A 13,561-nucleotide genomic window follows, 5' to 3' on the forward strand; every position below is an offset into this window, starting at 1 on the left:
TTTAGGGCAATATGAAGAAGCGATCGCATCTTACGATAATGTTCTGAGAATTAAACCCGACTTATATGAAGCATGGTACAACCGGGGTGGGGCGTTGGGGGATTTAGGGCAATATGAAGAAGCGATCGCATCTTACGATAATGTTCTGAGAATTAAATCCGACTTATATGAAGCATGGTACAACCGGGGTGTGGCGTTGAAGAATTTAGCGCGATTTGAACAAGCGATCGCATCTTACGATAATGCTTTGAGAATTAAACCCGACTTGCATCAAGCTTGGATTAACCGGGGTATTGCAGTGGATAATGTAACTGGAGAGAGGACAGATTTCATTTTCACATCTACCTTACCTAATGCAGCAGCACCCAACCTTGCTTTAATATTGAACAATCCCGATTTAAACAAACGTGGCTACGAGGGAGAATTAGCAAGCTACGAGGAAGGGTTAAAGCATTGTCACCAAGACACCCACTCAGAAGGTTGGGGAGAATTACATAGGGCAATAGGAAATGCTCATTACTTCCAAGGGCGAGGAAATTATAACGCCCACTATTATTGGCGTAAAGCTGTTAACTGTTACAACGAAGCACTAAAAACTCTCACAGCAAGAGATTTTCCTGAGTTACATTTGGAAGTTTTGCAAGACTTAATTCGTGTCCAATTGGATTTGGGCGAAACACCTACAGCCACAGAACTCCAACGACTTGCTACAGATTTGTTGCGGCGCTTATTAAATGAACCAAATCGCTCCGATAAAAATAAAAAGCAACTAGCTTTAAAATTTGCCTGGATTCAGCAGTTAACTGTTGATTTGTCTGTGCAGTCTGGAGATTTGCTGCAAGCGATTGAATTAGCAGAACAAGGTAAAAATACTTGCTTGCGTTGGCTTTTAGATGGGTGGAGTGATGAGGTTTCTTCTGTCAGTTATTCAGAAATACAACAACTGCTAAATCCTTCAGCTGCTATTGTTTATTGGCATCTCAGTTCTTACGCCCTACACACTTTCATCATCAAACATAACGCGCGATCGCCATTTGTTTTAGGAAAAACCGAGTTTCTAACTCAGGCGCAACGCTTACGCGATTTTGAAGACTGGGTGAAAAATTGGAATGAAAAATATGCCGGCGATCGCAAGGGTAAAGATAAGCAAGGTGAAAAAGATAGAACATGGCGCGATAATTTACCAGAAATGCTTCGCAACCTGAGTACTATTCTCGATATTACCGCTATTGTTTCTGCGATCGCTGATGTTACACAGCTGATTCTGATTCCTCACCGCGACTTGCATCGCTTCCCTCTCCATGCACTATTTCCACCTCAATTCACCATCACTTATTTACCCAGTGCCAAAATTGGCTTGATCCCTGTTGAAAAAAGGGAGTATAAGCAGCAAAATTTACTGAGTGTAGAACATCCCAATAGTAAAGGTTATCCCTCATTGGAGTTCGCCCAAATCGAATCGGAAGCCATCAGCCAATTGTTCCCTAACTCTACCCGCCAGCATTCTGAACAAGCTACAAAAGCAGCAATAATAACTGCTTTACCCCAAGGTTACAGCGTTTTTCACTTTACAGGGCATGGTGCATATAATTTTCAAAATCCGGTGTTGTCTTACTTGGCGTTAGCGGGTGAGGAAAAGTTAACTCTTGCTGATATTCATAATTTAAATTTACAAAGCTACCAACTCGTAACTCTGGCGGCTTGCGAAACCGCAATTACAGGTAATCACACCATTACCGCAGAATACGTAGGGCTTGTCAGTGGCTTTATGGGTTGTGGTGTGGCTAATGTTGTCAGCACCCTGTGGACTGTAAAATCAGCCGCTAGCGCTTTGGTAATGATTCAGTTTTACCAATTGCTGCAACAAGGTAAACCAAAAACGGTAGCTTTGGCTGAGGCTACCCAATGGTTGCGAAATGTCACAAATGCAGAACTTGCAGAATGGTATGCAGTGCAAATTGCCAAACTGCCTGAGAATGAAGGACTAGTTCGCCGTTTTTTGTCGCGCTATTTAGACAACATTAAGAATACATCTGAACCTAACAATAAACCCTATAATCACCCTTACTTCTGGGCAGCTTATACTATTACTGGAAATTCATCATGAAACCAATAGAAGCCTCGGAACTAAAAGCTTTTATTTTAGCACTTTACCAACTTGACTCACCTTTACCAGATACTCTACAAGCACAGCTAAATACAATTAACCTACCTGGAGATATTAATAAACTATATGACATAGCCAAAAGTTATTTGCCCCTAGCAACTTCATATAAAAATGTTTGGCAATCTTTAAACGCAATTAGCAAAGAGCGTAGTAAAGGCCCTTTACCTGCTAAAATTAATCAAGCTGCCGAACAGCAAACTACAGAAATTAATAACATTCTTGTTGCTATTGATATACAACTAGATGACCAAAGCTTAAGTGAAATTGCTCAACCCATTTTTAAGGCCTCTGATTCTGTAGCTGTCGCTAAAGATAAATGGGCAATAATTATTCGCTCTCTACAAATGCCATGAATCAACAGTATCATCTTATCTATCCAACTGTTGATTTATTTGTCTATGACCTACAACAAAGTTTAGGACAAACAGATGAGCAAATTCATCAAAATCGTCATAACTTTTGGCGAAAAATTCAACCAGATTTAAATCAAGATTACGACAAATTTAAAGATGATGATTTACTAAAACAACTCGCTACCTTAGAAAATGCAGAAGCAGATTATGTCGAATTACTTGTACCAGATAAACTAGAATGCTTTCCACCAGATCTAGAAGGTTATTACCGCGCTCTACAATTGGGTGATACCTACGCGCTACAAGTGGATTGCTCTGTTAAAAATGATGATATCAGTAAACCTATTAGCCGATTTCAAGATATTAAAAAAAAGATAGATTCTCGTATCCATTACCAACAAGGAAAAATCGGTCAAACTTGGTTTGTTTGGGGACAGTTACCAGAAATTTATAATTTAGCAGAAATTAAAGCGATCGCCAAACAATGCTATCTGCAAATTAATCCTGATTATCAAGGCGAAATAAATTTGCAAAGTCAAGGCAATTTTTTAGGCGCAACTGCATTTGATGTATGGGAACAGCCGAAGAACTGGACAGATGAACGTAGTTTTCAAAATAGTTTTCATCTGTTAATATGTTTATTCCCAACACAGCGATCCCAAAAGGATATTACAGAAAGTATTGCTAATGTATATTTTGATTTAATCCGTTTGTTCTGTTATCGCCACAAAATTATTTGGGCTTACCACCAAAGCCGCAAATTAAAAAATCAACTCAAGACAGATTTTCACCAAGTCCAAAAAACAGTTATAAAAATCAGCGATTTGGGACAACAGATAAATCAAGGCAAACCAAATCTTGAAGAATTACAAAAAACCCTAACTAATACTCTCACAATTCTATCGTGCTATGCGATTGATTTAAGCTATCTCGATGCTCAAGGACGTACAATCAAAGTTAATCTGAATAATTACAAAAAGCGGCTAGAAAAGATTTACACAGAGAACAACACAAGCCAACTAAAATTTCTCCAACAATTCAGCGAATTTAGTGCTGAAAAATATCTCCAACAAATAGAAACAGATTACGCCAACCTTAGCCCAGGCTTAACCTTACTGCAAAATTTAATTAGTACCATTCAAGGTACAATTGATATATACCAAACCAAAAGCGATCGCAATCTAGAAAACTTCATTGGTAGCGCAGGTATCGGATTAGCAACCAGCCAAATAGCATCTTCAGTTTTGGTTGACCAATTTCCACCAAGTAACAAAACACCATTTTTTCTCACAACAGCCTTTGGTTGGAGCATTATTTCTGGAGTGCTTACCAGTATAATAGCCTGGATATTATTTACCAAAATTCGCCGTTCTTAACTCTACTTTTCTGCGTCCTCCGTGTCTCTGCGGTTCGATATTCATAACTATGTCTACCCAACGTACAATCCAAAGCATATACACCGATGGCGCTTGCACGGGTAATCCTGGCCCTGGAGGTTGGGGTGTTGTTGTTTACTTCAACGATGGCTCAATTCACGAAATGGGTGATGCATCCTCCCACACCACTAATAATAAAATGGAGATGCAAGCGGCGATCGCAGCTTTGCAATTCCTCCATGCATCTGCACAAACTCAACCCATAACTCTGCATACCGATAGTGAATACCTGATCAACTGCATCACTAAGTGGGTAAAAGGCTGGAAAAAAAAAGGCTGGAAAAAAGCTGATGGAAAACCTGTTCAGAATCAAGACCTTCTGGAAATTCTCGATGAACTTAATACCCATCAAGTAAATTGGCAACACGTCCGGGGACATTCTGGTAACATAGGTAACGAACGTTGTGATGTGATTGCTCGCTCCTTTGCCAGCGGTAAAATCCCGTCTCTACAACAACTATCACCTGCAAGTCTTTACAAATCTTTATCTTCTGACAGCGAATTAAATGTAGCAAAAATATCTGAATCTCACGCCAATTCTACAATAATTAACAAAACTATACAAGAAAACAGTACTTCTGCATCATATATAACCGTTATGGAACCATCTACCGCACATACTGCGGCTATAACTGAAGAACAAGCGCCTGAAATGAGGGTCGAACAACTCCGCAACTTGGTTGAAACTCTGCATATTGCTGACGAAATTGCTGAAAAAGGCTATTTAATAACTAGTTCTGAGCTAGCAGACTTGATGGATGTCCACGCCAGCGCTGTTACCAGTCGAGGAGACCAGTGGCGTTGGCGGAACTGGATTGTGTCACGAGTCAGGCGCGAAGGTAATCAAATTCTCTGGGAATTAGAACGGGGCGATCGCTTAGACGGTGAAAATGAAGAGTAACAGTTTACTCACAATTACAGCACATTGCATATAAATGAGGTACAAACTTTAAGGACAAAGCCATATACCAAGAGACTTTCAACCCTATTCCTCATTCCCTGTTGTATATTTTCGTCCCCGCCACTCCCTCGGTGTATGGAACGCAGATAAGAAAATTCGCAGCACTGCTATGGGATCAGCTAAAGGGGAAAGCCAAAATAACCAACCACCTTTAGCGCTTTTGCGATCATAAGAATGAGCGATCGCCAACAGCATAGCAAAGCGAATCATCAATAGGAATAGATTCAGCCCCAGTAAAAAAAGCAGGGGAAGCAGGGGAAGCAGGGGAAGAAGAGATAAACAACTGAGTATAATTAGAAGGGGCAGCCCTTGAACTGCTGAGAGTAGCCATAAATCTCCCCAAACTTGAGCAGATGGCGAAGCATCTTTAAGATCTAGACTGCGCCCCCATTCCTTCCAAGTTTCCATCGCTCCCTCATACATCCGCACCTTCAGTACTTTTGCACCATCTACAAAGCCCACCTTAAACCCCTGGGCTGCAATATACCGCGCTAAAGTAACATCATCGCAAAAAGAACTCTTGGCGCTGGCGTAACCGCCCACAGCAGCTAAAACAGAGCGACGGCATAAAAAACACTGCCCATTTGCCATTACTCGTTCTGGCTGTTCTGATTCAATACCAGCAGGGTCAAATCGGTAAAGCAAGGTCATCAACAACGCTGGTTGTAACCAGCATTCTCCTGGATACTTGAGAACGAATTGAGGTGATAGGGAAACCAAATCATACCCTTGCGTCTGGGCAGTTTTAACCAAACTTGCAACTAATCCTGGATGCGGTTGGGTATCAGCGTCCATTCCTAGAAACCACTGACTTGTCTCACAGGTATGTAAAAAGCCGCTATGCAGTGCCCAAGGACGACCTACCCAACCAGAAGGTAAGGGGTCATCTGTCATCAGCCGAAAGCGAGGATCTTTTTGCTGTGCAGCTTTTACTAAGTCGGGCGTGCTATCTTGAGAATTACTATCTACAACAATAATTTCCCGAACTTCATAACTTTGCTTGCTCAAACCAACTAATAGAGGACTAATGCGAAGAGCCTCGTTGAGCGTGGGTACAACAACACTCACACTACCCAAAAGCTCTGGTGTTGGCTGTTGGGGTTGAATAGGCGGATGCCGTCTTGGCCCTTTGATTAGGCGCGAGAGTAGAATTGCCGTTGCTGGTAATTGAATAAGTAGCAATAGAAGAGATATGGCGCTTTCTACTGTTGAAGCATTGTCCACGATAAAAATACTTTGCAATTGCTGGATATGAGAAAGCAGAGGAGTAGAGGAGACAACTGACAACTTGACTCCTATCTCCTACCCTTTATTTCAAAGCAACTTTAACGCTTGCTATTGATACTTCTTGTGCTGCTGGTTCGACATTAATTTGCCCAGAAGGAGTTGAACTTTTCAACCAAAACGCCACAGCCGGAGCTACACCTAGCAACAAGCCAAGTAATACGGGAATGGAAAATCCAGCCGCCAAACTCATAACTGTAGCAAAACCAAAGTTGCTTAAATAAACTGCTAAAGGTACATTGAGCTGCGATCGCTCTAACTTAATCGGGTTATTTTTCCACAATAATGCTGCCACAGTCATAAACACCGAACCGGTACCTAACCAGCCTACAAAGTTTTGGTAGGGCATTCCAAAGAAAGCACCCGGTTGTTTCCAATACCAGAAAGGCAAGGAGGTTTGGCTCATGGCAGGATCAAGGACAAAATCCCAAGAAGTGAGCAGTAAAGCACCAAAACCAATCGCAGCTATGTGACGCAACAAGGTAGGTTTTTTATCTACTTCTAAACCAGTACGCGCCAACAAATAAGAAACACATCCCACATAAAACCATGACAAGGGAATCGTAAATGGTACTAAACCGGCAATCTTATAGCCCAAGCCACTCAGATAGCTATAGTGACCAAAAGGAAACCCTGTACTGGTTCCTAGTAGTTCACTGGTTAAAGATATCATTACTGCGGGCAGCATAAACGCTAAAATGCGACCCAAACCCAATATCCGTAAGCCATACAAAAAGACAGCTGCTGTACCCAAAATCATATACGCTACACCACCGCCAGCCAGACTCCACTGCATAGCAGTCTGTCCAACCTGGGATAAATGCAAAATTACATCAGCATTAGGTACAACTAGTAGTATCCCTACCAATCCAAATACCATTGACACAATATGACCAGTCAGGCATACACGCTCAGCGATAACAATTTGTCTCATGATAATTCCTTAACAAGATGTGACACGTGGCTACTCGGCTGCTAATAGTTTACAAATGTTTACGAAAATTTTTAATAGTTTGTGCCGTAATTCTCTGCAAAGTGGGTTGACTTTCTTGGCAAGAGCATAACAGCCTATTGATTGAATCTAGAGAAAATAGGATGATAAGTTTATAGTCTAAGCCATTGCAGTCAAAATCTATTCACCTGAATTTGACTTTGTTGTAATTTGTGTTAAGCGTATTCTTTGCTGTAGGCATCGCGCTTGCATCCAAAGGTGGAAAAGCTTCCACTCTATACTGATATAGCTGAAGGCAAACAAGCATAACAACCTAAGCAACCACTCAAACAAAGCAGAGCCTTTGTTGTTGCTAAATCCTGTTAAGTAATGGATTGAACCGCTAATGGCGATACCAACTCATGTCAATCTTCAAAAGGCTTCCCTGGATTTCTCTAGCCCTAGTACTGCTTAGCTATAGTACTTTGGGTTGGGTATTATCTGAAGCACAAGCCCCTTTGTTTGTGTGGCTAGTGGTTGTGCTTGCTGTATTGCTTTTAGTAGGAAGCTTAACTGCTCCTTTGTCGTTGGTCACTCAATACTCTGTTCTTTTATTTCGCTCCAATATCAGATCTTTTGCCGTCGCCGTTTTCGCGGCATTCTTATTTTTTTTGATGCTGGCTTGGTTCCGCGTATTTCTAGATACTTTGCTGATCATTTCTGCGGCTATATTAGCGAGAATTGACTTTCAAGGAGCTAAGTTTAGCGAAGGGCAAGCCTTTTTGATAACTTCTATCACTTCATTGACGGGTGTTGGTTTAGGTGCAGTTATACAAACAATATTTGCACAACGAATATGGTGGTAGTTGAGGGTGGGAAATACCCACCTTCACACTCTAGCTAGCTACAGCCTCAACTGTGGCTGCAACTGGGTAAACACTAACTTTTTTGCGGGTTTTGCCTTTTCTCTCAAACGTGACTACGCCATCGACTAAGGCAAATAAAGTGTCATCACTACCAATACCGACATTGTTGCCTGGGTGAAATTTGGTGCCCCGCTGACGCACGAGGATGTTTCCCGCACGCACAACTTCACTACCAAAGCGTTTCACACCCAAACGTTGGGCATTAGAATCACGCCCGTTGCGTGTACTACCTGTTCCTTTCTTGTGAGCCATAATTGCCTCTTATGTTTATTTCTTCTATTATTCAGCACTATCTTCCACAGGGGAATCTTCAACGGCGGGAACTTCAGCACTTGCAGTTTCTTGGGCAGCCAGTACCGTACCGTTAAGGGTAATGGAATTAATCATAAGTCTGGTGATTTCCTGGCGATGCCCACGTTTTTTACGGGTTTTCTTTTTCGGCTTCATTTTGTATACCAGGACTTTGCGACCTCTAAGGTTTCGCAGTACTGTCCCTTCTACTGTCGCTCCTGATACTAGCGGCTGTCCAATGGTGACTTCGCCGTCGTGCTGTACTAGTAATACTGAGTCTATTGTAACTTTGTCATCTGCTTCGGCAGAGAGCAGTTCAATATCATAAAAGCGGCCTGGCTCGACTCGTACTTGTTTGCCGCCAGTTTCAATAATTGCGTAAGTCATGGAATTGTCCTTGAAGTTGCCGTACAGGTAGCTGGCTTTGATCTCAATATTTAAAGAGATGCGATTTATCTTGTTTTAAAAAATCGCTGTTGCTAGCTTTTGTGATTATGTCTACCTGATCCGAGCAGGAATTAGACAGACAATCTAAAATTGTATTTGATTATCTAGTCTTAAGTCAAGCTAAAAATTCAGGCATTACCTTCATAACTCATATTTAGCAACACTGATTTGCGAAATATTGATAATTGTTTGTGTGGTTAATGGTGACACAGAACAGCAATAATAAGTCTGAGTAATGGGTTTCTTTACTCAGATTTTTCCTTGTAAAAAGTCAAGGTGAGTTAAACATATTATCTGAATATGCACTAGTCTGCCAAGCTGATATTTTTCAGTACAACACTTTGTTTTGAGGCGGCGCGTGCTGTTACCGTTGCTCAGTTGGGCGTGAGTTACTATAAATACAATACAAATAACCTCAAATAAACGCTCTAAGGGCACAAATTGAGATATCATCCCTCAAAAGATAGAGTTTAGAGGCTAAACCCTGTTGTAAAATAGACATATAAGGATTTCGGGGGGCCATTTACTGGTCATAAACGCCTATAGAGACTATCTTTGGAAATCTCCAAGGTTTAAAGTCCAGCCAGCTGAAACAACTACAGCGGCTGTACCACCAGCGCATACCGGGCGATCGCATCACCACGCCTGAGTTTTCCCAGCGTCTGGCAGCAATTAGCACAGAACTCAATCAGCCTGTGTGCGCCTACCTCAACCGTCGCGGACAAGTGATTCGTGTGGGGGTAGGCACACCGCGTCAAACACAAATCCCGCCACTGGAACTGCCCCGTTATGGTGCAGAACGACTCAGCGGTATTCGTTGCATCGCTACCAATCTCAAGCCAGAACCGCCTAATGAGTCGGCGCTGACAGCTATGGCGTTGCAACGCTTAGATGCTCTAGTAGTCATGAATATTACTGGAACGGGATTTACACGCCGGGGAGGTGGCGCTGCTGGGTATGTCAAAGAAGCTTATTTAGCTCACCTGACACCCCAAGAGTCTCGTGCTTTGATGACTAGTCCTGCTGCCTTTAAATTAGGGGAAAATCAAATTCAAACTCCTAGCTGGAATATATCACCGCCTCTGAGTTTGGACATGCTGGCACAGCAAGACTTTCTCGACTTAGTAGAAGGACTAGAAGAGGAATTCCAGCGGGAATTCATCGCCCAGGAAGTAGATGCTGATCACGATCGCGTGTTAATTGTGGGAGTAATGACTAATGAGTTGACTCCCCAAAGATTCCAAGACACCCTACTAGAATTGGCAAGCTTGGTAGACACTGCTGGCGGAGATGTATTACAGACAGTACAACAAAAGCGATCGCGCATTCATCCTCAGACAGTAGTTGGCGAAGGTAAAGTACAAGAAGTTGCCCTAACTGCTCAAACCTTGGGAGTTAATCTCGTCGTCTTTGACCGCGACCTTTCACCTTCACAAGTCCGCAACTTAGAATCACAAATTGGTATCCGGGTAGTTGACCGCACCGAAGTGATTTTGGATATCTTTGCCCAACGCGCTCAATCTCGTGCTGGTAAATTACAAGTAGAACTAGCACAGTTAGAGTACATGCAGCCACGACTGACTGGTAGAGGTCGAACCATGTCCCGACTAGGTGGTGGTATTGGGACACGCGGCCCTGGTGAAACTAAACTAGAAACAGAACGCCGTGCCATTCAGCAACGGATTTCGCGATTGCAAAAAGAAGTCAACCAATTGCAGGCGCATCGTTCACGGTTACGCCAACGACGGCAACATCAAGAAGTTCCTTCAATTGCTTTAGTCGGTTACACTAATGCTGGTAAGTCCACATTGTTAAATGCTCTTACTAATGCTGAAGTTTATACAGCCGACCAGTTATTTGCCACTCTTGACCCAACGACAAGGCGGTTAGTGATTCCAGGTGTCGAAACTGGTGAACCGCAAGAGATTCTAATTACAGATACAGTAGGGTTCATACATGAACTACCTGCATCGTTGATGGATGCCTTCCGCGCCACTTTGGAGGAAGTCACCGAAGCTGATGCTCTACTACATTTAGTGGATTTGTCTCACCCTGCTTGGTTAAGTCATATTCGCTCAGTGAGGGAAATTTTAGCGCAAATGCCAGTTACCCCTGGGCCAGCGTTGGTTGCTTTTAACAAAATTGATGAAGCAGATAGCGAGACACTAGCTTTAGCTCGCGAGGAATTTCCCCTAGCGGTATTTATTTCTGCCAGCGAGCGTCTAGGATTAGAAACCCTACGTCAGCGCCTTACCCAGCTAATTCAATATGCGGTTGACTCTCCTTAAATACTGAGAATTACAAACCACGTCTCTTGTAGGCATGGTTTCATACCGCTTTCAATAAATGTTTAAATGAAGCTAACAATGCCGTAGTCAATTAAACTACGGCATTAATTATTGCAGATAAAAATATCTCTATAGCAGTCCGTTTTGATTTATGAAATTAGTTGTGTAAACAGACAATAACGAGGTTATTTATAACCTACATTTCGCACCCGGAACTAAGTAGAACGGCGTGAAAAATTCAATGTTTGTAGTGAGTTAGCGCGGTCTTCTCCCAAAGGGAGAGGCTAGCGCCAAGGGGGTTTCCACGCCACTTGCTTTATGCCGGCGGCACTTCCTTCAAGTCGGCATAGCCGCCCAACGGAGTGCCTTGGGAACCCGTCCACCGCAGTGGCTCCCCATGAGCGACTAACGAACCCGTAGGGTAAGGACTTTAGTCCTAAGAAACCTAGCCTTCAACTTGAGTGGCTTTTACTTTCTTATCTTTAACCCGAACTCAGGTTAATTAAGCGGACATGATATAAAACTTGATTTTTTATACCATTTACTTTGGAATCATGTGTCGTTAAGTTCTCACTTCTGACTTGTCTCAGTTAAAATCCAATACTACTCAGTCTTATCAGACGCGATAAATCGCGTCTCTATATAAGCTTTTTGGCTCAAGTGAACGGTATTGAGTTAAAACCAACCTTCTTGTTCTAACGTTTCAATCAACTGCAAGCCACGAGGATCACCTACACCTAATAATGAAGCTTTAGCATCTTCCCGTACTCCCAAATCTTGGTCTTCAGCGAAGGCTTGAATTAGAGCATCGATCGCTGTGGCATAAATGATATTGGAAGGTAGTTCCCGGCATAGCTGCCCAATTGTCCAAGCGCAGTTACTCCGCACTGCTGCGATTGGATCTTGGACTAAGGCTTCAATTAATGATGGCATTGCCCCTATCACAGCTTCATAGCCCACGTCTGCCATCTGTGCTAAGGCACTAGCAGACCATAAACGCACGGCAGAAATATCAGTTCTCAGAGCGTTTGCTAAGGGTGCTAGAGAACGGCGATCATGGCAATTCCCTAAAGCCCAAACAACACCTTTACGCACATAACCATTCCAGTCTTTGTTCAGTTGAGTAATCAAAGGTTCTACTGCCTCAGAACTGGGATTACGTCCGATGCCGTAGGCTGCACTCACTCGCACTAAAGGACAGGTATCGTTTAATAGGTGAATTAGATGGGGAATGGCGGGTGCATATTCAATATCGCAAAAAGCACGAGCTGCTAGCATTCTTTGTTGCGAGTGAGAACTTTCCAGGAGAGCTAGCATCACTTCTGGATCGGGTCTGGCCACAACTGATTCGGCAGTTAGTGGCTCCATTTTATCTAGGGGGCTTTCTAGCTCTTGCTCGACATTATCAAGCAAGCTCAAGTCGTCTTCGTCGTACATATTTCATTTAAATACCCAATTGGGATTTAGTATGTAACCCCCCACCTCAACAAGTCAAAGTCTGATAGGTATTAGTTAAATTATTGTACACTTTTTCAACCATTTGTTTGACTTTATATCCGCAGGAAAATTGCCATAACTAAAGTGCTACAGAATGCTACTGTTAGGCACTAGTTTATTGCTTATTGCTATTGAGTGATTTTACCATCCATAGAGATTGGGTTTGATAACCCAACTGATTGTAAAGATTTAAAGCGGCTTGGTTGGACTGAAATACTTGTAATCCAATTTGGCGATCGCCTCTTTGAGTTGCCCAATTTTCTATATATTGCATTAAAGCTGTACCAATACCCCGCCGCCGATGTTCTGGCTCGACATAGAGCAGAAAAATGTGAGCATGGCGATCGCCTTGCACTTGGTCTATGGCATTTCCTACCCAGAGGCAAGCTACAGAGGAATGGGGAGATGAGGAAGCAATTTTTTCCCCTGTCTCTCCTAAAAAATCTACCCACCATAAAGGCGTGTCACGAGAAAAATATTGTTCGACTGTTCGCGCTAGGTGGGCAAAATCTTGCTCTGGAAACAGATGCTGGTAAGTTCGCTGCATAAATTTTACCAGCAGCGATCGCTCTAATGTTGAACCACGACGAATGTAATACCCCGGTAGCAGTTGCTCAGACACTGTATTTACGAAGAAGGTTAAGGGGGAAGGGGAAAAGGGTAAGCCTTATCTACCTTGCGGTTACGCCAATGGCAGAGGAGGGGCAAAGAAAACCTTTTATCTTTTACCCTTTGACCTTTTCCCTTCTTTTTTATTTACTGGTTAGCTGGGCAGCAAATCAGCAGGAATTGATGGAATAACCACTCCCATTTCTTCAATGGGTGCGGGTGCTGCCATATCTGAGGGTAAAAAGATGCGGGCACTGACTGCCACTAAGGCAAATAAAAATACTAACACTACAAGCAAAGGGGCGATGTATTGACGAAATATAGCCATATTTGTATTGCACTGGCTAGGGTCTTGAATATAAGAACCTAGC

The 13,561-nt window shown here is 42.7% G+C and carries 13 protein-coding genes; 6 read left to right on the forward strand and 7 right to left on the reverse strand.

What is annotated here, in order from left to right:
* The 4 genes from I8751_RS25230 to rnhA all read left to right on the forward strand — a co-directional run.
* On the forward strand, positions 1-2,107 hold a 2,107-nt coding region (locus I8751_RS25230), incomplete at its 5' end, for a CHAT domain-containing protein (RefSeq protein ID WP_214441827.1).
* Positions 2,104-2,520 carry a hypothetical protein gene (locus I8751_RS25235; RefSeq protein WP_214441828.1) on the forward strand — a complete coding sequence of 139 codons (417 nt, stop codon included), beginning with the start codon at positions 2,104-2,106 and terminating at the stop codon, positions 2,518-2,520. The genes I8751_RS25230 and I8751_RS25235, both read left to right, overlap by 4 nt.
* A complete protein-coding gene (locus tag I8751_RS25240; RefSeq protein ID WP_214441829.1) occupies positions 2,484-3,896 on the forward strand; it encodes a hypothetical protein in 1,413 nt (470 codons plus the stop codon). The genes I8751_RS25235 and I8751_RS25240 overlap by 37 nt, the downstream gene beginning before the upstream one ends.
* A gap of 49 nt (positions 3,897-3,945) precedes the next feature.
* On the forward strand, positions 3,946-4,857 hold the full coding sequence (gene rnhA / locus I8751_RS25245; protein ID WP_214441830.1) for a ribonuclease HI: 912 nt from the start codon (positions 3,946-3,948) through the stop codon (positions 4,855-4,857).
* 84 nt (positions 4,858-4,941) lie between these two features.
* Here the strand turns inward: rnhA and cruG are convergent, their stop codons facing one another.
* Together cruG and cruF are read right to left on the reverse strand one after the other, a co-directional pair.
* Positions 4,942-6,141 (reverse strand): 2'-O-glycosyltransferase CruG, encoded by a 1,200-nt coding sequence (cruG, locus tag I8751_RS25250; RefSeq protein WP_214441877.1) that lies wholly within the window; start codon positions 6,139-6,141, stop codon positions 4,942-4,944.
* Between the two features lie 85 nt (positions 6,142-6,226).
* Positions 6,227-7,135 (reverse strand): gamma-carotene 1'-hydroxylase CruF, encoded by a 909-nt coding sequence (gene cruF / locus I8751_RS25255; RefSeq protein WP_214441831.1) that lies wholly within the window; start codon positions 7,133-7,135, stop codon positions 6,227-6,229.
* A 419-nt stretch (positions 7,136-7,554) separates the two neighbouring features.
* On the opposite strand from cruF, the gene I8751_RS25260 reads away from it, so the two are divergent.
* Positions 7,555-7,998: a hypothetical protein gene (locus tag I8751_RS25260; RefSeq protein WP_214441832.1), complete on the forward strand. Its 444-nt coding sequence runs from the start codon at positions 7,555-7,557 to the stop codon at positions 7,996-7,998.
* A 30-nt stretch (positions 7,999-8,028) separates the two neighbouring features.
* Here I8751_RS25260 and rpmA read toward each other — a convergent pair whose 3' ends face one another.
* Together rpmA and rplU are read right to left on the reverse strand one after the other, a co-directional pair.
* Positions 8,029-8,310 (reverse strand): 50S ribosomal protein L27, encoded by a 282-nt coding sequence (rpmA, locus tag I8751_RS25265; RefSeq protein ID WP_214441833.1) that lies wholly within the window; start codon positions 8,308-8,310, stop codon positions 8,029-8,031.
* 27 nt (positions 8,311-8,337) lie between these two features.
* Positions 8,338-8,736: a 50S ribosomal protein L21 gene (gene rplU, locus I8751_RS25270; protein ID WP_214441834.1), complete on the reverse strand. Its 399-nt coding sequence runs from the start codon at positions 8,734-8,736 to the stop codon at positions 8,338-8,340.
* Positions 8,737-9,338: 602 nt separating this feature from the next.
* On the opposite strand from rplU, the gene hflX reads away from it, so the two are divergent.
* Positions 9,339-11,084 (forward strand): GTPase HflX, encoded by a 1,746-nt coding sequence (gene hflX, locus I8751_RS25275; protein ID WP_214441878.1) that lies wholly within the window; start codon positions 9,339-9,341, stop codon positions 11,082-11,084.
* Positions 11,085-11,759: 675 nt separating this feature from the next.
* Here hflX and I8751_RS25280 read toward each other — a convergent pair.
* The 3 genes from I8751_RS25280 to I8751_RS25290 all read right to left on the reverse strand — a co-directional run bounded on the left by I8751_RS25280 (position 11,760) and on the right by I8751_RS25290 (position 13,518).
* The gene (locus I8751_RS25280; protein ID WP_214441835.1) at positions 11,760-12,521 is read right to left on the reverse strand and encodes a HEAT repeat domain-containing protein; all 762 of its coding nucleotides are present in this window, start codon (positions 12,519-12,521) and stop codon (positions 11,760-11,762) included.
* 175 nt (positions 12,522-12,696) lie between these two features.
* On the reverse strand, positions 12,697-13,128 hold the full coding sequence (locus I8751_RS25285; RefSeq protein ID WP_225894413.1) for a GNAT family N-acetyltransferase: 432 nt from the start codon (positions 13,126-13,128) through the stop codon (positions 12,697-12,699).
* A gap of 216 nt (positions 13,129-13,344) precedes the next feature.
* Entirely contained in the window at positions 13,345-13,518 is a 174-nt protein-coding gene (locus tag I8751_RS25290; protein WP_214441837.1) for a hypothetical protein, read from the reverse strand.
* Positions 13,519-13,561 lie beyond the last annotated feature (43 nt).

This window comes from Atlanticothrix silvestris CENA357 (assembly GCF_016056295.1).
GTDB classification, from domain to species: Bacteria; Cyanobacteriota; Cyanobacteriia; order Cyanobacteriales; family Nostocaceae; genus Atlanticothrix; species Atlanticothrix silvestris.

What these genes read in the sequence shown, in the direction of transcription:
- I8751_RS25235 (WP_214441828.1), top strand. Translation starts at nt 2,104, where the DNA reads ATGAAACCAATAGAAGCCTCGGAACTAAAAGCTTTTATTTTAGCACTT.
- I8751_RS25240 (WP_214441829.1), top strand. Translation starts at nt 2,484, where the DNA reads ATGGGCAATAATTATTCGCTCTCTACAAATGCCATGAATCAACAGTAT.
- rnhA (WP_214441830.1), top strand. Translation starts at nt 3,946, where the DNA reads ATGTCTACCCAACGTACAATCCAAAGCATATACACCGATGGCGCTTGC.
- cruF (WP_214441831.1), bottom strand. Translation starts at nt 7,135, where the DNA reads ATGAGACAAATTGTTATCGCTGAGCGTGTATGCCTGACTGGTCATATT.
- I8751_RS25260 (WP_214441832.1), top strand. Translation starts at nt 7,555, where the DNA reads ATGTCAATCTTCAAAAGGCTTCCCTGGATTTCTCTAGCCCTAGTACTG.
- rpmA (WP_214441833.1), bottom strand. Translation starts at nt 8,310, where the DNA reads ATGGCTCACAAGAAAGGAACAGGTAGTACACGCAACGGGCGTGATTCT.
- rplU (WP_214441834.1), bottom strand. Translation starts at nt 8,736, where the DNA reads ATGACTTACGCAATTATTGAAACTGGCGGCAAACAAGTACGAGTCGAG.
- I8751_RS25280 (WP_214441835.1), bottom strand. Translation starts at nt 12,521, where the DNA reads ATGTACGACGAAGACGACTTGAGCTTGCTTGATAATGTCGAGCAAGAG.
- I8751_RS25285 (WP_225894413.1), bottom strand. Translation starts at nt 13,128, where the DNA reads ATGCAGCGAACTTACCAGCATCTGTTTCCAGAGCAAGATTTTGCCCAC.
- I8751_RS25290 (WP_214441837.1), bottom strand. Translation starts at nt 13,518, where the DNA reads ATGGCTATATTTCGTCAATACATCGCCCCTTTGCTTGTAGTGTTAGTA.